The organism is Parasaccharibacter apium (assembly GCF_002917995.1).
In the GTDB taxonomy this organism is placed as follows: Bacteria; Pseudomonadota; Alphaproteobacteria; order Acetobacterales; family Acetobacteraceae; genus Bombella; species Bombella apis.
This window is the reverse complement of record NZ_LMYH01000009.1, coordinates 59,119-79,313: the sequence shown is the minus strand read 5'-3', so window position 1 is coordinate 79,313 and position 20,195 is coordinate 59,119. Positions and strand designations below refer to the sequence as shown.

The window sequence follows — 20,195 nt, the reverse complement described above, 5'->3', positions numbered from 1 at the left end:
TGCGCTACGGAGTGGCCTAGAAGGACATGAACATGAATTTAACACTATGGCGGGCACCTTGAAAAAAATACTTCCCTTTGTTCTTTCCCTTACAGGTGTCGTCCTTTTCTGTTTTCTGACCCTGCGTACTGGCATACACCCGATTTTGGCCTCACTTGCCAAGATCGGCCTCAGCGGGTTCATCCTGCTGATCCTCAGCCAGCTGGCCGTCAACATTCTCCTCGGCGTCGCCTGGAAAAGCAGCATCGCCAGCATCAGCTTCCTCCGCCTGACCTTTTCCCGGTTTGTCCGGGATGCTGCAGCAGCGTGCCTGCCTTTTTCCCAGCTTGGCGGAATGCTCATCGGCATACGGGCCACCACGGCGGGCCACCCCCGCCACACGACGGATGGACAGCCCATCAGCTGGACAGAGGGAGTTGCCGCCAACATTGTTGACATCACAACGGAAGTTCTGGGGCAGCTCGCTTTCATCATCATCGCCCTGCTCTGCCTTGTCGGCCAGGCCGATGCCGGGCGATTTGTCTGGCCGCTGGCCATTGGCATCGTTCTGCTGAGCATCGGCATGGCGGGTTTCATCTGGACACAGCAGCGCAGCGGCAATGCCCTCCAGGCGCTGGCCCGTTTTCTTTCCAAGCACATCTCTGCCGACTGGCATGATGCGCTGGCTGAAAACAGCGAAAATTTCCAGAGCTATATTGAAAGCCTCTGGGACCAGCCGGTCCGCATCGGCCTGGGGGCAGCGCTGCATCTGCTCTGCTGGATTGGTAGCGCCCTGCTGACATGGCTGTCCCTTATCCTGCTGGGCGCACACTGTTCTTTTCTCAATGCACTGGCCATTGAAGGGGCCGTCTGTGGTATCATGTCCGCCGGTTTTCTGGTGCCCGGTGCCTTGGGGGTGCAGGAAGCAGGTTATGTGGCTCTGGGGCATCTGTTCGGCATCAGTGCCGACATTTCCATCAGCATCTCCCTGCTGCGACGGGGACGGGACATCGTCATCGGCGTGCCTGTCCTGTTGCTCTGGCAGCTCTATGAGTTCCGCCAGCTGCGCCGGTCCTGAACAACACACTGGCCCACATGCGCTTTACAGGATGAAACGGATATCTCCATGGCTGATGCCCCCCTCTTTGACACCCTGACCATCATCGGCCCGGGGCTGATCGGCTCTTCCATCCTCCGCCGTGCCCGACAGACAGGCACCCTTGCCCGCCGCCTCATCACAGCCGACAGCGCCCCGGCTGTTCTCCAGCGGGCAAGAGAGCTGGACCTGGCGGATGAAGTCACAGCCTCCCTGACAGAGGCAGCCGCAAAATCCGATGCTGTCATCCTCTGCATTCCCACGGGGGCCATCCGGCCGGTCGCTGCGGCCATCCTTCCCCACATGAGGCCCGGGAGCATCCTCAGTGACGTCGCCTCCGTCCGCAGCACATTGGGGCCGGACATCAGCGCTCTGCTGCCAGAAAATGTCAGCTATGTTCCGGCTCACCCCATGGCTGGTACGGAATATTCCGGCCCAGATGCCGGGTTCGCCACCCTGTTCGAGAATCGCTGGACCCTGCTCGTCCCCCCTGCGGGAACACCCTCTGAAGCCATCACCACAATGGAAACGTTCTGGCAGCGCTGTGGAGCCCGCACCCGACAGATTACCGACCAGTATCATGACCAGATATGCGCCATGGTCAGCCATCTCCCGCATCTTCTGGCCTTCACCATATGCGATACTGCGGACCGTCTTTCCGCCGACCTCCGGGCCGATGTGCTGGAATATGCCGCTTCGGGCTTTCGGGACTTCACCCGCATTGCTGCGTCCGACCCGACCATGTGGCGGGACATCTTCCTGACGAACAGGGATGTTCTGCTCGCCACGTTCGAGCGTTTCGAGAAGGATGCCCACCTCATGGTCGAGGCCATACGTAATGGCGATTCCGAGGCCATCACGGAGCGCATCAGGCGTGGACGCCGTATCCGGCAGGGGTTGATCGAGAACAAGCAGGCCTGACCGTTTCTTCTTCACCCCCATGCAAAAGGAGCCCGGCAGGTGATCAGTCTGCCGGGCTCCTTCTTTTCTCCCTGCGTCCCTGAAGGCCGAAGCCTCCAGGGATGCAGACAACGCATCAGCGAAGGATCAGACCTTGACGATGCGCAGGTTCTTGGAGCTGTCGAGCAGGACGACATGCTCACCACCCTTGGCGAACTCGCCAACGGCCTTCACATCATCCTTGCTGGAAACAACCTTCGGGAACACGCCCCAGACCACGCACAGGCGGCGGGAGGTCGTCTCGTTCGTCAGGGCCACGACCGGCTCATGCGGACGCTCCCGGGAAACCAGCACGGCACTGCGGCCATTCTCCGTATGCACGGCCAGAGCGGCTGCACGGGCGTTGCGGGCCACATCAAAGGCTGACTTGGCCTGTGCACCCTGGATCGTGTGCTCGGAGACCGGGCGCATGCGGTCCATGCGGGCACGCCATTCCGGGTCCTGCTCCACACGGGCAGTGACACGGGCCATCGTGGCCACGGCTTCAGGCCCGAAGGAACCGGCAGCACTCTCAGCGGAGAGCATGACAGCATCAGCACCGTCGTAAACAGCATTGGCCACGTCGGAAACTTCCGCACGGGTCGCCACCGGGCTGCTGATCATGCTTTCCATCATCTGCGTTGCCACGATGACCGGACGTCCCTGACGACGGGCCTCGGTGATGGCACGCTTCTGGATGACCGGAACATCCTCGGCCGGCAGCTCGACACCCAGGTCGCCACGGGCCACCATCAGCGCATCGGAGAGACGGATGATCTCATCGAGGCACTCAACAGCCTGCGGCTTCTCCAGCTTGGTGACGATCCATGCACGGCCCTTGACGATGTCACGGGCTTCCTGAATGTCTTCCGGACGCTGGACGAAGGACAGAGCGATCAGATCCACACCAATGGAGAGGGCGAACTGGAGATCCTTGTGATCCTTCTCTGTCAGGGCCGGGATCGGCAGGGCAACGTCAGGAACGTTCACACCTTTGCGCTCGGAGAGCTTGCCCCCCACGAGAACTTCCGTCTCCAGCGCTTCCTTGTGCTTCTTCGTGACGCGCAGAGCCAGCTTGCCGTCATCCAGCAGGAGGCGGTGACCGACATCAACAGCGGCGATGATCTCCGGGTGCGGCAGGTTGACACGGTTGGCATCGCCGGGGGTCTTGTCCAGATCCAGCGTGAATTTCTGGCCGACCTTCAGCTGGACCGGGCCATCCTTGAACACGCCAACACGCAGCTTCGGCCCCTGGAAGTCGGCCAGGACGGCCAGAGGGCGGCCCAGCTTGGCTTCGGCCTCACGCACGGCCTTGTGACGGGCGGCGTGCTCATCATGGGCACCGTGGGAGAAGTTCAGGCGGAAAACATTCACACCGGTCTTGGCAAGATGGAGAATCTGCTCAGCGGTTTCTGATGCCGGCCCGAGGGTCGCAACAATCCGAGTGCGGCGATGATGGATGTTGGCTGTCATAACATTCCTCGACTTTTCATTTGTTCAGTCAGGCTGAATGATTTCACCGGGTTGCACCCCCCATAACAGGCGGCGTTCGATCCACCCGTCATAGCCCCTGACTGTGACATGACACCATGATGAGCCCTGTGGACAGGCCTTGATCTTTCCGATCGCCCCCGGCTCCAGCAGGGCGACGACGGTCCGGTCCGGCTTGTCCGAACTCATCAGAGGGACGTCATGATTCTGGCCCCGTGCCACCTCCCCCGCCGGCACGTATGCCACAATGCGGGAATCAGCATGACCCGTGGTCGAAACTTTAGACGCATCCCCATCATAGGACACGGAACCGGGTATGATAAAGGAACGGCTGCCATGCAGCGTCACCTGATGTACCCAGCCCTTCTGGCCATCCTGGTCCTCCACAAGACGCCAGACCCCGAATTCCCGCTCGATCAGCACCGGATATCCACGGCGATGATAGACCCAGTCGATCGGATACCGCTCACCGGGACCACGCCGCATGTAAACACGGTCCGCCCGCATGGCGGCATAGCGGGGCAGTGGCAGCTTTGTCTCCGTACCGACATTGTCGGGAACAGGAGGCGGAGCTGGCTGCGTCGTCGGAGCCGCAAGAGCGACCTTGTGAGGGGTAGTGCGCCCATGGTGGACACGCCCATGCGCTTTTGCCGCATGGGCTGGCTCATGCACGGCGGCGTGGTGCTTTTCATGCCCCTTACCATGATGATGGGAAGCATGAGACATAGCCTGCTCTCCCTCCGCCCCACGGGCGGGACAAGCTGCAAACAGGGCCATCACCACAATCGGTAACGCCCCCTGCACAGGCAGCCTACAGGAAAATGAAACAGGTACTCTCATCCCTTTATCCCTGCCAAGGGACAGCCATTTGGGCAAGCCGTATTCCCCCTCTCATGTCCAAAAAATCCGCTCATGTACAGCAACCCTGCCCTGCCAGAAAAGCGTGGCAACTTCTTTCAAAAAAACGCTAACCTTAAAAAAGGTCAAAATTTTCTTCAACCAGATAGAGGAAAATTACCAATCTTAAACAATCAGGAGCAGGAGCAGGAGCAGGAGCAAATTTATGCCCTCCAATAAAAGCTGGGAAACCGCCTACGCTGCGAGAGACGATTTACATAAGTACGGGGATAACGGCTTAGGTCTATTTGCACTTTCGTTGCGCTTTGGTCTTGATGACCTTGATACTCTGGCCGCTGATTCCCTTGTAGACGGCCCCGATGATAAAAACTGTGATATCGTACATGTTAACTTGGAGGGCAAGTATGCTATCCTCATGCAATGTTATCAAGCCCAAACAGCCAAAAGTGCTGCACCAGCCAAGAAAGCTGGAGATTTAAACACTGCACTCGGCTGGCTTCTAGGGGAACACATCGATAAAGTTCCTGAAAGACTAAGGCCAGCGGCCAATGAACTCAGGACGGCACTTAAAAACAACGATATTGAGAGATTCCACATTTGGTATACCCATAACCTGCCAGAATCTCAAAATGTAAAAGATGAACTCGGAGTTGTAGAGAGTACAGCAAGAGCCATATTAAATGATTTATACAAAATAAATGATATAAATGTCGATGTATCCGAAGTTGGAAAAAATAAAATACATGAACTTTATAAAGCAACATCCTCACCCATTCTACTGGAAGAAGAAATATGCTTAAAGGTATGCGAGGGATATTCAATGAGCGGCCCCTCTTGGGAATCTTTCTCTACGGCTATTCAAGCGTCTGAACTCCATAGATTATACAAAAAATATACAACCAACATGTTTTCTGCAAATGTGAGAGATTACTTAGGATCGCGCAGAAGCGAGTCGAATATAAACCAAGGCATTATAAATACTATAAAAAGAAACCCTGAAGATTTTTGGGCTTTCAATAACGGACTGACCGTATTAACAAACAATTTCCGTATAGATGGGAATAATATAGTAGTTTCTGGCCTCTCGATTGTAAATGGAGCCCAAACAACAGGAGCAATCGGTTCTTTGAAGGAACCACCTTCCCAAGAGGCTTGGGTTCAAATCCGTTTTGTTAAAAACAGAACAGGGGGAAATACATCAAACATTATACGTGACATAATTAAATACAACAATAGCCAAAACACTGTCGAGGCCTCTGATTTTAGAAGTACAGACTCCATACAAAAGAGACTCAAAGAGGAGTTCAAAAAAATACCAGAAGCTGAATACAATGGAGGAAGGCGCGGCAGCGGATCAGAAGTAATAAAAAGGAATCCCAATCTTCTTCGCTCACCAACCGTAGGACAAGCTTTGGCCAGTTTCCATAATAAACCTGAAGTAGCATACCATAAAAAGACAGATATATGGGTTTCGGATAATTTATATAGCACATTTTTTAATGATAAAACTTCCGCTGACCATATTGTCTGCGCCTACACTCTTATTAAGAGTCTAGAAAACTATAAACAAAACTTGCAAAATAAAGCAAAAGAAGAAGAGCTTGTAGAGGCCGATGAAGAAGTACTTAAATACTTTAGAGAGAGAGGCTCAATCCATCTTCTTGCATCCGCAGTCAGTGGTTGTTTAGAAACGATTCTGGATCAGAAAATACCCAACAAATTCCGAATTAGCTTCGGCGTAAAAACCTCCCCCAAAAAAGCCGAAGAAATCTGGAGACTTATTCTAGAACCCACCATCCCCTTTTGTCCCAATCTAACAGACGCCTTAAAAGGTGGTTTAAGATCAGCAGAATCAATCAAAGAGGCTTGTGTCACGTTCCGACGCATGGTTAACTCGACACGGAGTCAAAACAAAAGTACTTACGAAGAATTTTCTTCATTTGTTCACATTGGATAATAATCCTGCACATTACGGGGCCACTGTGTTATGGCCCCGTAAAAAACCTCACTCCCACTCGATCGTGCCCGGTGGCTTGGAGGTAATGTCGTAGGTGACACGGTTGATGCCACGCACCTCGTTCACGATGCGGCCGGCAACACGGTTGAGGAACTCGAAAGTGAAGGGATAGACCTCGGCGGTCATGCCGTCCGTGCTGGTGACGGCACGCAGGGCGCAGGCCTGATCGTAGGTACGGTCATCACCCATCACGCCCACTGTGCGGACAGGCAGGAGAACCGCAAAAGCCTGCCAGATCTCATCATACAGGCCAGCCTTGCGGATTTCCTCCAGATAGATGCTGTCCACCTTCCGCAGGAGGTCCAGCTTCTCCCGTGTGATGTCACCGGGAATACGGATGGCCAGCCCCGGCCCCGGGAAGGGATGCCGCCCGACAATATGCTCCGGCACGCCGATCTCACGACCCAGCGCACGGACCTCATCCTTGAAGAGTTCACGCAGCGGCTCGACCAGCTCCATGTTCATCCGTTCCGGCAGACCGCCCACATTATGGTGTGACTTGATGGTCACGGACGGCCCGCCATTGAAACTGACACTCTCGATCACATCCGGATACAGCGTGCCCTGCGCCAGGAATTGCGCCCCGCCCAGCTTGGCCGCTTCCTGCTCGAAGACCTCAATGAAGAGGCGGCCAATGGTCTTGCGCTTCACCTCCGGGTCCGTCACTCCGGCCAGCTCGCCAAGGAACAGGTCGGAGGCATCACGATGGACCAGATGGATGTTGAAACGGTCACGGAAGGTCTTCACCACCTCGTCAGCCTCACCGGCACGCAGGATGCCCGGATCGACAAAGATGCAGGTCAGCTGGTCCCCGATGGCATCATGGATCAGCTTGGCCGCCACGGAGCTGTCCACCCCGCCGGAGAGACCACAGATCACCTTGCCATCACCCACCTGCTTGCGGATGCGGGCAATTTCCAGATCACGGAAACCGGCCATCGTCCACGTGCCGGAGCAGCCTGCCACGCCATGCGTGAAGTTGCGGATCAGCTCCGCCCCATGTGGCGTATGCACCACCTCCGGGTGGAACTGCACGCCATAGATGCGGCGTTCTTCATTGGCGATGATGGCAAACGGTGCCCCCTCGGAATAGGCCACGGCCCTGAAGCCCGGCGGCAGGGCCGCCACACGGTCACCGTGACTCATCCAGACCTGCTCACGCCCACCCTGTGCCCAGAGACCGTGGAACAGCGCACATTCCTCGGCGACATCAATATAGGCACGGCCAAATTCACGGTGGTCATGGGTTTCCACACGCCCGCCCAGCGTATGGCAGAGAACCTGCTGGCCGTAGCAGATACCCAGAATGGGGCGCTTCAGCTCCAGCAGCCCTTCCGGCAGGGTCGGCGCATTGTCGTCATGCACGCTGGCCGGGCTGCCGGACAGGATGATGCCCCGCGGGTTGAACTCACGGATTTTCTCCAGCGGGGAAGTGAACGGCCAGATCTCACAATACACCCCGCTTTCCCGCACGCGGCGGGCAATCAGCTGGGTCACCTGGCTGCCGAAATCCAGAATCAGGATACGGTCTTCATGGAGGGTTTCATCAAGCTGCTGAAGGGTGTCTGCGTTTTTCTGCGTCAAGTTCCGGGCCTCGCCTGCTGGATATGGCACAATGCTCAATTCGTGCTAGTCTCTATAGGACGATCGACCGCCAACGTCATCCTTATTCTCCACCGGTTTTTACCTTCCGGCAAAGATTTCCGCGGCGGCTCACATTACTCGAACATGTTTTTCAGGAACTGCGCAATGCGTCCCGCTTTTCTCACCTGTCTGGTCAGCCTCTGCACTCTGGGGGCCTGCTCCTCCCTTCCCGACCCGGCTTCCGACCCCTATGGCCTGTGGACGGGCAAGCTCGTTACCGAGCAGGGAATCTGCCCGACCAGGGACATATCCTCCCTTCGCATCCGTGGGCATGAGGTCGTTTTCAACCCCGGCATGAATACATCCACTCTCCGGGGCACCTATGAAAAAGGCCAGCAGCACTACCTGGCCGAACTGACCGACAAGGGAATGAACGATACCCCCTACAGGCAGACATTCAACGGCTATCCGGTTGGTACGGCCATCGGTGGGACCTACACGTCACCACGCTGCCGTGCCCATGTTTCGCTGATTCGCCGCTGAAAAACGCCGGGAACATCCCACTGGAAAATATTTAAAAAAACTTCTCCAGTGGGGTTGCACCGCTGCCCCAGACCGGATAGAAGCCTCCTCAACACGGCGCACCCGTAGCTCAATTGGATAGAGCACCAGACTACGAATCTGGGGGTTAGAGGTTCGAGTCCTCTCGGGTGCACCATGTCATCATATACTCGGGTCTTCCGAGGTCTGCACCCGTAGCTCAATTGGATAGAGCACCAGACTACGAATCTGGGGGTTAGAGGTTCGAGTCCTCTCGGGTGCACCACATATCTCCTCATCCAGAATACATGATTGAAGCGCTTCCATAGCTGCTTGGGAAGAGCGTCAGGGTGTTCCGTACTGTCTGCGGCTGCGCCCCTGTTTCCTGCGGGTTACACCTTCCCATTTTGGCTGCTGGTCTGTAATCATGCGGTCATGACTTCGACACATCCCGACCCGACATTCCAGACCCTCCTGAACAACCACCCCAACCTGTCCTACGAAGGCAGACAGGGGCTGGTCATGGATGGCACCTCTCTCACGGATATTGCCAGAGAGCACGGAACACCCTGCTGGGTCATCAGCGCCGATACGCTACGCCAGCGTGCTCATGCCCTTCAGGATGCATTCAGGGCCCGCAATCTGCCCATCCATTGCCACTTTGCCGTCAAGGCACAGGATCATCAGGCCTGCCTGACCGTTCTGGCACATTGTGGCTTCGGGGCTGATGTCGTCAGCGGTGGAGAACTGCGTCGGGCTCTTGCGGCGGGCATCAGGGCCCGTGACATCGTCTTCTCAGGAATCGGCAAGACGGATGACGAGCTGGAGCTGGCGATTCATCATCAGATCGGTCAGATCAATGTCGAAAGTGTGGAAGAACTGCACCGGATCAACGCTCTGGCACAAAACATGCAGCAGCGGGCCCGCATCGCCTTCCGGGTCAATCCCGATATTGACGCCCAGACACACAGCAAGATCACGACAGGGCGTGCCGAAGACAAATTCGGCATTGCCCATGACGCCATCCCGGCCCTCTACCGGAAGGCACAGACAGACATGCCCGGTGTGGAGCTGGTCGGTCTTGCCGTTCATCTCGGCAGCCAGATGGTGACGGCAGCTCCCTTCCGCAAAGGCTATGAGCGAATTGCCGCACTCGTCCGCACCCTGCGGGAAGATGGGCTGCATGTCAGCGACATTGACTGCGGCGGCGGCCTTGGTATCGCCTACCGGAACGAGCAGGCACCTCCCCCCGCCATGCTGGCTGATGTCATTGCCGAGACGCTGGGAGACCTGGATGTGCAGCTGCATGTCGAGCCCGGCCGCTGGCTGGCGGCACCCGCCGGGGTTCTTCTGGCCCGTGTGATCGACGTGAAGGACGCTGCCCGCCGTTTCGTCATCATTGATGCTGGCATGAATGACCTCGTCCGCCCAGCCATGTATGATTCCTGGCATGGCATCCTCCCCCTGAACGAACCGGACACCACCACCGAAGAGTGCGTAGATGTGGTCGGTCCCATCTGTGAGAGCAGCGACATCTTTGCCCGCCAGCGTTCCCTGCCCCCTTTGAAGAAAGGAGATCTGGTTGCTCTGCTGGATGCCGGAGCCTATGGCACAGTCATGAGCTCCACCTACAATTCACGCCCCCTTGCTGCGCAGGTCATGATTGAAGGCGACCGGAAAGCCATCATCCGCAGACGCCAGACACTTGAAGAGCTGCTGGTACAGGAAGCCGTCCCCGACTGGCTGGCCCGCCCCTGACCCCCGTGAAGCCCACACCCCTCCCTCCCCGGTTTGCCCACATCCAGCGGCAGGCCTACCGTCGGCTCCGGCTGGAACAGTGCTGGCATCATGCCCGCTGGCCCCTGCTGCTTGCTGGCCTGTGGGGCTGTGCGGCCCTGCTTCATCTCCCACAATCCCTGCCTGACAGCCTGCACCTCCTGCTGGAAGTCTCCTCCTTCGGAAGTGTGCTGTTCTTGGCAGCCCGGCGCCTCCACCGCCTGCCCCGTCCCTCCGCTGCACAGGTGGATCAGCGTATCGCCAGCGATTCCGGGCTTGCCTTTCCGCCCTTGGCAGCCCTGACAGACCGCCCCGCTCTGCCTGAAGGCCTCTCCGAGGAAGACATACGCCGGGAAGGGCAGCTCTGGACCATCCACCGGCAACGGCTTCTGGACTCGTTCGACTCTCTCAGCCTGCGTCTTCCACGGCTCTTTCCACACTGGGCAGGCAGGCTGACAACCGCTCTTGTCGTACTCTGCCTGTTCGTCCTTGGGGGGCTGGCGGGACCACAGGCCGGGCTGAGACTGAAGGCTGGCTTCATCCCCGGCATGGATGATGACGCCGCACCGCTCCCTGCCATGCAGGCATGGATCGACCAGCCCGCCTATTCACCCGGCCCACCCATTTTCCTGACGGCACACAGTCCCGCCCTCTCACTACCGGAAGGAGCACGGCTCCACGCCGTGCTGGACGCCACATCAGGACGCCCCGCCCTGCATGGTACTGTCGAGCACAGCCAGACATCCCGGGAGAAAGGAAGCTGGCAGATTGAAGGAACCCTGCGAAAGAGCGGCACCATAAGTCTTTCTGTCCGGGGCCGCAGGCTGGGGCGCTGGCAGCTTCATGTCAGTGCCGACACACCGCCAGACATTCAATGGACCGCCAAAGCCGGTGCCATATCGCAGGACTGGTATACCAGCTTTCCATGGTCAGTCAGCCAGCCCCATGGTGTCGCTTCCCTGGAGGCCAGACTGCACCCCATCATTCCACCAGCGCACACGCCGGACCCTGCTCATGGTCTGACCATTCCCCTGCCGCTGGAAAAACAGCCGACCAAAGCCACGGGCACCACCCGGCTCGACCTCTCCGACAGCCCCTTCGCCGGGCTGGAAGTTGCCGGGCAGCTCTGCGCCCGCAGCAGCTCTGGCAAAGAACGCTGCTCCAAACTCCAGACCTTCCGCCTGGGGCACCGTTCCTTTCACGATCCACTGAGCCGCGCACTGCTGGACCTGCGATTGGCTCTTGTTCTCGAGCGCACAACAGAAGCACAGGCAGCCCACCTGCTGGCCCTTCTGACAGACCTGCCTCTTCCGGCTGATCTCAGCCTGCCACTCGCCCTGCTACAGCGGCAGGCAACGACAGGCCTGCCCCTCCAGGCCCTGACTGAACAGCTCTGGTTCACAGCCCTTTATGCGGAAGACCGTTCACAATCCGGGCAGGCCATTGCGGCCTCCATGCTTCATGTACGGGCCTTGCAGAACGGGATACGCCTGCATCTTCTCGCTCTCGGGCAGCATCCCGCTCCCCCGCCTCCAGCTGAACAGCAGGCGCTGCATGACGAACTGGAAAGCCTGAAAACTGCTCTGGACGGCCACATGGCCTTCATTTTCCAGAAAGCCAGCCAAAGCGGCCTCGTCATGCCCATGCCCGGTGGCCGGGGAATGCCCTGGATCCGCCTTGCCGGGCAGGTCCAGTCTGATGCGTTGGCCGGACGGACAGAACAGGCTTTGGAGCACCTGCGCAATATGGTGGAACCTGCCGAACAGCTCCGGCAGGCGACCCTGCCAGACATGCAGTCGCTGGCCGCCTCCATGCAGGCGCAGGCTGAAGCCCGTACCCAGCGCCTCGCCCTGCGGGATCTGATACGGCAGGAAACCGACCTTCTGAACCACGCCCAGAAACGTCTTGCCTCAGAGCGCCCCAAAACGGATGATCAGGACACCCAGCACAAGGATGTCTCCCAGATGTCCACAGCCGAACTGCTCAGCCAGCTTGGCATGGTTTCCGCCTCAACAGACAGTTCTTCCACAACATCACAGTTGGATCAGGAGGCCGTTCTCCTCCATGCTGATGAACGGCAAAAGGACCATGCAACCCAATATGCCCTGCGCCTTCTGGCCGGCACGCTCAACCATCGTGGGGAAACCCTGACAAAGAAAAAAATGTCCAATCTGCTAAAAGCGGAAAAAGATATGGGAGCTGTCCTGAAGAGCCTCGCCAACCGTCAGGACGAAGAAAGCGTGAAGAACATCCAGACCGTCCTGAATGATCTGTCACAGTCCCGTCATGAGATGAGCCGGAACCAGTCTGCATCCAGTCAGGAAAGCAAGGGGCATCTTGGCTTCATTCCTCCTCCTTCTGCCTCCTCATCGCCAGATGAGCAGAACGGCACCCCCTCTGCCTCCCCCGATGACGACCCGAACAGCGGGCAGGATGAGGACACACATGATGATGAGGAAAAACAGCCGGAGAATCAGGACCCGCTGGGCCGGAAACTGGATGACAGTCCGGACTCTGATGCCCACATCCCGGACCATGAACGCAACCGTGCCCATGACATCGAGCGTGAACTGCAACGTCGTGCCTCTGACCGCACCCGCCCCCAGAGTGAGCTGGATTATCTCAACCGGCTTCTTGCCCCCCTCCGTCAGTCGCACTGACCCTGTCAGATGGCGGGAGCCAGCCTGCAGAAACCCGTCATATCGGGTGGAATGGAGAAAAAGCTGAACCGTCTGACATGCCCCCCTGAAGGACGACAAAACGTCTGGGAATAGGACCAGGCCCGCAAGATCATGTCAGATTAAAAAAGAGCCAGCCATCCTATCGGGGATGCTGGCTCTTTGTACAGAAAACAGCCGCCTGTCAGCGCAGGGACGGTTTCATCCCCAGTGCCTCGGCCAGGCGTTCCAGCTGACGGGAAATGGCGCTGCCACCAGAACGCAGTCGACTGCCATGCAGGCTGAGCACCAGCTTGTCATCCTTCATGGCCAGGTGTGTTCTTTCCAGAAGAACCTCTGTCCCAGCACATAATGTATAGACCAGACGCAGCACCAGCCCGAGCTGCACGGCCGCCTCGTAGCGTCCCTTGCTCAGCAGACGGCGGGACGGCTCCAGAACGGGATCATCCCTGTTGATCTCGTACCGCACGGCCAGCACGAGGGCCAGAAAGGCCCGCGATTCATGGGAAAAACCAACACCATGACAGTACAGGACCCGTCGATAGGTCTGCTCTGCCCGATATTGCGGATGGTCATATGACCCGATATCGGAGATGGTACAGGCCAGCCGGAGCTGTGCTGCCAGAAAAGAATCTTCTACCCAGTCCAGTCCGGTCAGGAAGACAGGAGACACCCATGTGATAAGAGGCTCGGCCAAGGAGGCATTACGGCCAAGCCGCCCTGCCATCTCCCGAGCCAGAGCCTCCATAGGGTCTTCCTCAGCGACAGAGGAGGCAACCTCACGCATGTACCAGCCTTCCCGCAGACCCTCCGCACTGAAAACGACCTCCTGCGCACCCGTCTGGGCCAGCAGGGCGAGCAGAACCTGGGCTGCAAATGGCGCATCCACCATCCGCTTGCGTGGGACGTTGCCGATCTTTTCCATCTGCTTGCGGCTGGCCCCGATGACCCAGCCTGCCATTTCCTCTGCCTCTGACCGGCTGAGCCGGAAGAGATGGACCATGTTCAGAGGATACTCCATACGAGCCACATGCAGGCGGGCCAGCGCCCGGAAGGCCCCACCCACCAGATAAAGAGGCTTGCCGGCCGCCGTTGCCAGCCATGAGACATCTGCCAGCGTCTTTCTGGCAATCTTGCTGGCCTCTCCCAAGTCCTCCTGCGAACGCTCCCGCAACCGGATCACTCCAAGCGGTGTCGTCCCAGCCTCGAAATAGGCCCCGTTCCTGACACGGATCAGCTCCAGCGAGCCCCCTCCAATATCGGCCACCACACCATCAGCATCCGGCAGGGCACACAGCACCCCTGCGGCGGAATAATCCGCTTCTTCCTCTCCATTCAGCACACGGAAGCGGGCTTCCGGCATACGGGCTTTGGCCGCTTTCACAAAGTCAGCCCCATTATGGGCATCCCTCACGGCAGCCGTGGCGAGAACATCGAACGGTTCCACTTTCATGGCCTGACCAATGGCCTGATAACGGGCAAGGACCTCCAACGCGCGGTTGATGCCTTCCTCGCTCAGCATCCCTGTGGCCTCCAGCCCTGCACCAAGACGCAGAGTGGCCTTTTCGTTGAAGATGGGAACGGGATTGCGGGCAACCCCCTCATAGACCACCATCCGCACGGAGTTGGAGCCCAGGTCCACGATTGCAGCCCGGCGGGACTCCCGTCCCCCCCACTGCGCTGCCGTATACACCATTCTTACGCCTCCTTCGCAGGCACTTCCCCATCCTCGGAGTCCAGCCGGGGATTCGCTGGAGTGTCTGCTTCTTTAGCCGACGCAGAGGCTTTTTCCATAAAATACTCATGCGCGGAAAGGGGAGATTCGCCGGGTTCGACACGTTTCCAGCGGCCATCAGGCAGCATTACCCAGCTCTGCAACGTATCATGAACATTCACCACCATGATCTCGCCCAGGATGCGGTCATGAGACTCCGTATCCGTAATGGGCACCATGGCCTCAATGCGGCGGTCCATGTTCCGTTTCATCCAGTCAGCCGATGCAATGTACAGCTTTGCCTGGCGGGAAGGCAGCTCACACCCGTTGCCAAAAGCAAAGACACGGGCATGCTCCAGATACCGCCCCACGATGGACCGTACCTCAATCCCTTCAGAAAGGCCCGGCACACCCGGCCGCAGGCTGCACATCCCCCTCACCACAATGGTGATCTTCACACCGGCCTGTGATGCCTCGTAGAGAAGCTCGATCAGCTTCCTGTCCACAAGGCTGTTCATCTTCAGCCATATCTGCCCGGGCCGTCCGGCGCTGACATGCTCCATCTCTTCCCGCACCAGCTTTTCCAGCGTCGGGCGAATGGTAAGAGGCGAAAAAGCCACCGCATGAAGCTCCGGCACCGCAGCGCCGGTAATACAGTTGAAGAGCCGGGCACAGTCATCAACCAGGACGGGATTACAGGTAAAATAGGAAATGTCCGTATAGATCTTAGCTGTATTGGGATGATAGTTGCCCGTCCCGTAATGGGCATAGGACTGGAGGTGGTCGCCTTCACGCCGTACCACTAGGATCATCTTGGCATGGGTCTTGTAAGCCGCCAGACCATACACGACCTGCACGCCTCTGGTCTCCAGTGCCCGGGCAAGACGGATATTGGCTTCTTCGTCAAACCTGGCCCGCAGCTCCACCTCTACCGTAACGGATTTACCCGCCTCAACAGCCTCGATCAGCGCATCCACGATCGGGCTGTCATGCGATGTCCGGTAGATGGACTGCTTGATGGACAGGACATCCGGATCCCGTGCTGCCTGCTGGAGGAAATGAACAACCGTATCAAAACTCTCATACGGATGATGGACGACAAGGTCAGCCTCCCGGATCGTGGCAAAATAATCGCCGTCATGCTTCAGGACACGCTGCGGAATACTGGGATGATACGGTCTGAAAAGAAGCTCCGGCCGGTCGGACACGATGAGCTGCTTGACATCGCCCACACCGACCATGGTCGGCAGATGGACAACATCATCCTTGGCCACGCCCAGCTTGCGGATAAGATGCCCGGGCAGGCGACCATCCACCTCCAGATGGATGCAGGCCCCACGCCGCCGTTCCTTCACAGCCTTCTCGAAGCTGTTCAGCAGGTCTTCAGCATCTTCTTCCAGCTCCACATCCAGGTCACGCACAAGGCGCAACATGCCTGAACGGCTGGCATGAAGCCCCGGATACAGACGTTTGGCAAAGCGGGAGATCACATCCTCCAGCAATACGAAGCGGATCGTTTCATCCTGGTCCGGCAGACGGATGAAACGAGGCAGCTGTTCTGGCAGGACAACCATGCCATCCATCATGTGATGATCCGTCTTCGGGTCCTTGAGACAGAGCACCAGCGCCTGCCCGCCACTGAAGATGAACGGCAGGGGATGGGTGGGATTCAGGGTCAGCGGCGTCAGTACAGGAAAAAGCTGGCTGTCAAAATATTTGGAAAGCCACTCCTGATCGTGATGATGGAGCTTCTCAACATTCCTGATGAGAATATTCTCGTCCCGCAGCTCCTTCAGCATGTCACCCCAAATGCGCTGCTGCTCTCCCTGGAGATGCCATGCCTGGTGCCGTACCGTTTCAAGCTGCTGGGCCAGGGGCAGCCCGTCGGGGCTTTTCTTGCCGGAACCATCCTTCAGCTGGTGCACCAGCCCAGCGACACGGACGGCGTAGAATTCATCCATGTTGCCCGCACTGATGGAGAGAAAGCGCAGCCGCTCCAGCAGGGGCGCTGCCGGATTTTCAGCTTCATCCAGAACACGCTGGTTGAAATCCAGCCAGCCAAGCTCACGATTGATGAAACGGGTCTGATGTTTCTTTGTCATGGCTTCACTCGCCATGTTTGTCTCAACAAACGCCATATTCCCTATGTTGGACATGACAGTCTCCTCACCTGGCTGGTCAGCAGGCACAATCCCGCTTCTTTATTGCTTCAATAAGACAGAGGTTCCGTCAATATGACAATTATTAAGATAGTATTTCAGCCTTGCAGGTAACAAATGCAATTGGGGCTGGACAGTTCCTGATCTGGCAGAAAATCGCCTCTTATTTCTTCCCCCGGACCAGGCAAGGCTCCATCAGTCTTCTTCTTTGAGAAGATCGACCAGCACCTCCATGGCCAGAGCACGACTGATGGCGCTGCCCCGTTTCATGGCAGCATCATCCAGTCTGTTCACCGCCCGGACCAGTGCCTCCCCTGTCCGGGGCAGCTGACGCCAGAGCCAGTCCGTGACGGACTGTGGCACGACAAGCTGCCGCTCAGCCATGAGAGACAGCAGCAGGGTTGCCCGCAACTCATCCTCTGGCTCTTCCAGCCCCGCTGTCATGGTCGCCCTGAGCCGACTCGCAAGGTCTGGCAGATGGAAAAAACGGCGTGCCGGTGGGTGCCGGGATGCCATGAGCACCCGCCTGCCCGCCGCATGAGCACGGTTGAGCAGATGCAGCAGCGCCACTTCCTGTTTCTGCTCCAGCCCCTCCAGATGGTCGATCACAAACGGGGTTACGCCCGGCTCCAGCTTCTGCCCCGCCACCAGCAGGGCCCCATCTGCATCACAGGACAGTGCCGCAGCCTCGAACTGCACAGCCCCATTCTGCTGCGCCCAGACATGCAGCAGATGGCTTTTGCCTGTACCCGCAGGCCCCCACAGCCAGAGCCTCCCTTCCGGCCAGCGGGCCCGTGCCAGCCATGCACGCGCCGACGCATTGGACGAACCAGCAATGAACCGTTCCGCCGAGAAAGGACGGTCCTGCTGAAGATCCAACACCAGCTGTACCCGTGCGTCTGTCATCCCCGCTTCATCCGCCCCCTTGCCTCAGCCTGCCTGCCCCTGTCATCGGGGAGCAGAAGGTTTCCCATTCTTTCACAAAACCGAAATGATTTGACAGTCCTGCACATTCCGTCTTCACGCAGGATGCTCTATAAGGGCACCAGCATCAACCAGCAGGGACATCATACCCCCATGACCAAGACATCCTCCTCCCCCAGTGCCAGTTACGCCGCAGCCGGTGTGGACATCGAAGCCGGAGATGCCTTGGTCGATGCCATCAAGCCGGCGGCCAAGGCCACGACACGCCCCGGTGTCATGGGCGGGCTTGGAGGGTTCGGTGCCCTGTTCGACCCCAAGGCAGCGGGCCTGAAAGACCCCGTGCTCGTCAGCTGCACGGATGGTGTGGGCACGAAGCTCCTGCTCGCCATCGAAAGCGGCCTGCATGATGAGATCGGCATCGACCTCGTGGCCATGTGCGTCAATGACCTGATCGTGCAGGGTGCCCAGCCGCTCTTCTTCCTAGACTACATGGCAACGGGCAGCCTTTCCGTCGCCGTGGCGGAACGGATCATCAAGGGCATTGCCAACGCCTGCAAGGAAAGCGGCTGCGCCCTGGTGGGGGGTGAAACGGCTGAAATGCCGGGACTCTATGGCAAGGGCCATTACGACCTTGCAGGCTTCAGCGTTGGTGCCGTGGAACGTGATGCCATGCTGCCCGCCACCATCCATGAAGGCGACAGCCTGATCGCCCTGCCATCCTCCGGTGTCCATTCCAACGGCTTCTCCCTCGTCCGCCACATCGTGGGAGCCTCCGGCCTGAGCTGGAACGACCCTGCCCCCTTCTCCCCGAAGCAGACGCTGGCCGAAGCCTTTCTGACGCCCACACGCCTCTATGTCAGCACCGTTCTTGCCCTGCATGAGAAGAAGCTGATCAATGGCTGCGCCCATATCACCGGTGGCGGCCTGCCCGGGAACCTGCCCCGTGTCCTGCCTGAGGGGCTGGGTGTGGAAGTGGACGGGCAGAGCTGGCCGATCCCCGGCATCTTCTCATGGCTTGCCGAACAGGGACCTGTCAGCGAGGATGAAATGCTGAAGGTCTTCAACTGCGGCATCGGCATGGTGCTGGTCACCAGCGAGCCGGAGAAGGTCATGGCAGAGCTGGAACAGCGTGATGAAGAAGCCATGCTGATTGGCCGTGTCGTCCGCAGCAGCACGCCGTTCCGCCTCACCTCCCCGCTGAATCTGGGCTGAGGAACCAATGGTGAAGAAGACCCCCATCGCCGTTTTCATCAGCGGTCGTGGCAGCAACATGGTCGCCCTGATGGAAGCCTGTGCCCGGCCAGACTTTCCTGCCGAGATCGTTCTTGTCCTCAGCAACCGGGCCGATGCGGCCGGGCTGGAAACGGCCAGCAGGGCTGGAATAAAAACACTCTGCATTCCCCACAAGGAATACGGCAAGGATCGTGAAGCTCATGAGCGGGCACTGGACGAGGCCGTCCGGGCCTCTGGTGCGAAGCTGATCTGCCTTGCAGGCTACATGCGGGTGCTGACCCCTTGGCTTGTCCAGCAGTGGCAGGGCCGCATGATCAACATCCATCCCAGCCTGCTGCCCGCCTTCCCCGGCCTGCATACGCATGAGGCCGCCCTTAAGGCGGGAGCCAAGGAGCATGGCTGCACCATCCATCTCGTAACAGATGGTGTGGATGAAGGCCCCATTCTGGCCCAGGCCCATGTCCCCGTCCTGCCCGGCGATGATGCTGACACTCTGGCAGCCCGTGTTCTGGAGCAGGAACACCGCCTCTACCCGGAAACACTGCGCCGGTTCATCGAGGGACGGCAGATTTCCTGAACAGGATCCACCAACTGGATACAGAAAAGGGAGCCGTCTCCGGCTCCCTTTCTTATAGGGGCCGATGCCCCATGCCGCTCTCCATTCAGAGAGGGATCAGGGCAGGATTTCCGTCTCGGCAAAGAAGAAAGAAATCTCACGCTTTGCATTCTCGAGGCTGTCAGAGCCATGAACGGAATTCTCGCCAATGCTCTGGGCATAAAGCTTGCGGACGGTTCCCTCTGCGGCTTCGGCCGGGTTGGTGGCACCCATCACGTCACGATGGTGGGCAACAGCATTCTCGCCCTCCAGAACCTGCACGACCACCGGAGCGGAGCACATGAAGGACACCAGCTCACCAAAGAAGGGGCGGTCCTTGTGGACTTCGTAGAAAGCACCAGCCTGCTTCTCTGTCAGCTGGATGCGCTTCTGGGCCACGATGCGCAGGCCTGCATTCTCGAATACAGTATTCACCTTGCCGGTCAGGTTGCGACGTGTGGCATCAGGCTTGATGATGGACAGTGTACGTTCCAGAGCCATAAGACCCTCCTCAGTAATAGACGTCTGTAGTCAGCCTCCCCTAGAGGAAAAAACCTGTTTCTGGTAGTGTTCGGGGCATCTTTTTTCATATTTTCATCGTCCGAGGGCCTG

Annotated in this window: 16 protein-coding genes and 2 tRNA genes; 11 read left to right on the top strand and 7 right to left on the bottom strand. The window is 58.3% G+C overall.

The window, feature by feature from the left end; translation table 11 throughout:
• The first annotated feature begins 46 nt into the window (after positions 1-46).
• Positions 47-1,057 (top strand): lysylphosphatidylglycerol synthase domain-containing protein, encoded by a 1,011-nt coding sequence (locus ASO19_RS04170; RefSeq protein WP_043560470.1) that lies wholly within the window; start codon positions 47-49, stop codon positions 1,055-1,057.
• A 48-nt stretch (positions 1,058-1,105) separates the two neighbouring features.
• Entirely contained in the window at positions 1,106-1,996 is an 891-nt protein-coding gene (locus ASO19_RS04165; RefSeq protein ID WP_086431052.1) for a prephenate dehydrogenase/arogenate dehydrogenase family protein, read from the top strand.
• Positions 1,997-2,122: 126 nt separating this feature from the next.
• Here the strand turns inward: ASO19_RS04165 and pyk are convergent, their stop codons facing one another.
• Positions 2,123-3,487: a pyruvate kinase gene (gene pyk / locus ASO19_RS04160; RefSeq protein WP_043560476.1), complete on the bottom strand. Its 1,365-nt coding sequence runs from the start codon at positions 3,485-3,487 to the stop codon at positions 2,123-2,125.
• A gap of 24 nt (positions 3,488-3,511) precedes the next feature.
• A complete protein-coding gene (locus tag ASO19_RS04155) occupies positions 3,512-4,231 on the bottom strand; it encodes an SH3 domain-containing protein (protein WP_258036074.1) in 720 nt (239 codons plus the stop codon).
• Positions 4,232-4,417: 186 nt separating this feature from the next.
• Here ASO19_RS04155 and ASO19_RS09115 point away from each other — a divergent pair, with 186 nt between their 5' ends.
• Both ASO19_RS09115 and ASO19_RS04150 read left to right on the top strand, forming a co-directional pair.
• Complete coding sequence (locus ASO19_RS09115) at positions 4,418-4,582, top strand: hypothetical protein (protein WP_181005196.1); 165 nt, start codon at positions 4,418-4,420, stop codon at positions 4,580-4,582.
• A complete protein-coding gene (locus ASO19_RS04150) occupies positions 4,569-6,320 on the top strand; it encodes an AIPR family protein (RefSeq protein WP_103765457.1) in 1,752 nt (583 codons plus the stop codon). Before ASO19_RS09115 ends, ASO19_RS04150 begins: the two co-directional genes overlap by 14 nt.
• Before the next feature lie 48 nt (positions 6,321-6,368).
• Here the strand turns inward: ASO19_RS04150 and guaA are convergent, their stop codons facing one another.
• On the bottom strand, positions 6,369-7,964 hold the full coding sequence (gene guaA, locus ASO19_RS04145) for a glutamine-hydrolyzing GMP synthase (protein ID WP_081563461.1): 1,596 nt from the start codon (positions 7,962-7,964) through the stop codon (positions 6,369-6,371).
• A 165-nt stretch (positions 7,965-8,129) separates the two neighbouring features.
• Between guaA and ASO19_RS04140 the strand changes: the two genes are divergently transcribed.
• From ASO19_RS04140 to ASO19_RS04120, 5 genes are all read left to right on the top strand, one after another.
• Positions 8,130-8,507, top strand: a complete 378-nt coding sequence (locus ASO19_RS04140) for a hypothetical protein (RefSeq protein WP_043560483.1) — start codon at positions 8,130-8,132, stop codon at positions 8,505-8,507.
• A gap of 98 nt (positions 8,508-8,605) precedes the next feature.
• Positions 8,606-8,682 (top strand) — tRNA-Arg (locus tag ASO19_RS04135).
• 31 nt (positions 8,683-8,713) lie between these two features.
• Positions 8,714-8,790 (top strand) — tRNA-Arg (locus tag ASO19_RS04130).
• Positions 8,791-8,939: 149 nt separating this feature from the next.
• Positions 8,940-10,262, top strand: coding sequence for a diaminopimelate decarboxylase (gene lysA, locus ASO19_RS04125; protein ID WP_103765456.1), 1,323 nt, complete (start codon positions 8,940-8,942; stop codon positions 10,260-10,262).
• A gap of 5 nt (positions 10,263-10,267) precedes the next feature.
• The gene (locus ASO19_RS04120) at positions 10,268-12,940 is read left to right on the top strand and encodes a DUF4175 family protein (protein WP_181005195.1); all 2,673 of its coding nucleotides are present in this window, start codon (positions 10,268-10,270) and stop codon (positions 12,938-12,940) included.
• A gap of 202 nt (positions 12,941-13,142) precedes the next feature.
• Here ASO19_RS04120 and ASO19_RS04115 read toward each other — a convergent pair whose 3' ends face one another.
• The 3 genes from ASO19_RS04115 to ASO19_RS04105 all read right to left on the bottom strand — a co-directional run bounded on the left by ASO19_RS04115 (position 13,143) and on the right by ASO19_RS04105 (position 17,737).
• Entirely contained in the window at positions 13,143-14,654 is a 1,512-nt protein-coding gene (locus ASO19_RS04115; protein WP_103765454.1) for a Ppx/GppA family phosphatase, read from the bottom strand.
• A gap of 2 nt (positions 14,655-14,656) precedes the next feature.
• Entirely contained in the window at positions 14,657-16,774 is a 2,118-nt protein-coding gene (locus tag ASO19_RS04110) for an RNA degradosome polyphosphate kinase (protein ID WP_373364569.1), read from the bottom strand.
• 252 nt (positions 16,775-17,026) lie between these two features.
• Complete coding sequence (locus ASO19_RS04105) at positions 17,027-17,737, bottom strand: DnaA/Hda family protein (protein WP_086431070.1); 711 nt, start codon at positions 17,735-17,737, stop codon at positions 17,027-17,029.
• Positions 17,738-17,908: 171 nt separating this feature from the next.
• On the opposite strand from ASO19_RS04105, the gene purM reads away from it, so the two are divergent.
• Positions 17,909-18,967, top strand: a complete 1,059-nt coding sequence (purM, locus tag ASO19_RS04100) for a phosphoribosylformylglycinamidine cyclo-ligase (RefSeq protein ID WP_043561347.1) — start codon at positions 17,909-17,911, stop codon at positions 18,965-18,967.
• A gap of 7 nt (positions 18,968-18,974) precedes the next feature.
• Positions 18,975-19,565 carry a phosphoribosylglycinamide formyltransferase gene (purN, locus tag ASO19_RS04095; protein WP_081563055.1) on the top strand — a complete coding sequence of 197 codons (591 nt, stop codon included), beginning with the start codon at positions 18,975-18,977 and terminating at the stop codon, positions 19,563-19,565.
• 96 nt (positions 19,566-19,661) lie between these two features.
• Here the strand turns inward: purN and ndk are convergent, their stop codons facing one another.
• Positions 19,662-20,084: a nucleoside-diphosphate kinase gene (gene ndk / locus ASO19_RS04090; protein ID WP_043560494.1), complete on the bottom strand. Its 423-nt coding sequence runs from the start codon at positions 20,082-20,084 to the stop codon at positions 19,662-19,664.
• Positions 20,085-20,195: the final 111 nt, after the last annotated feature.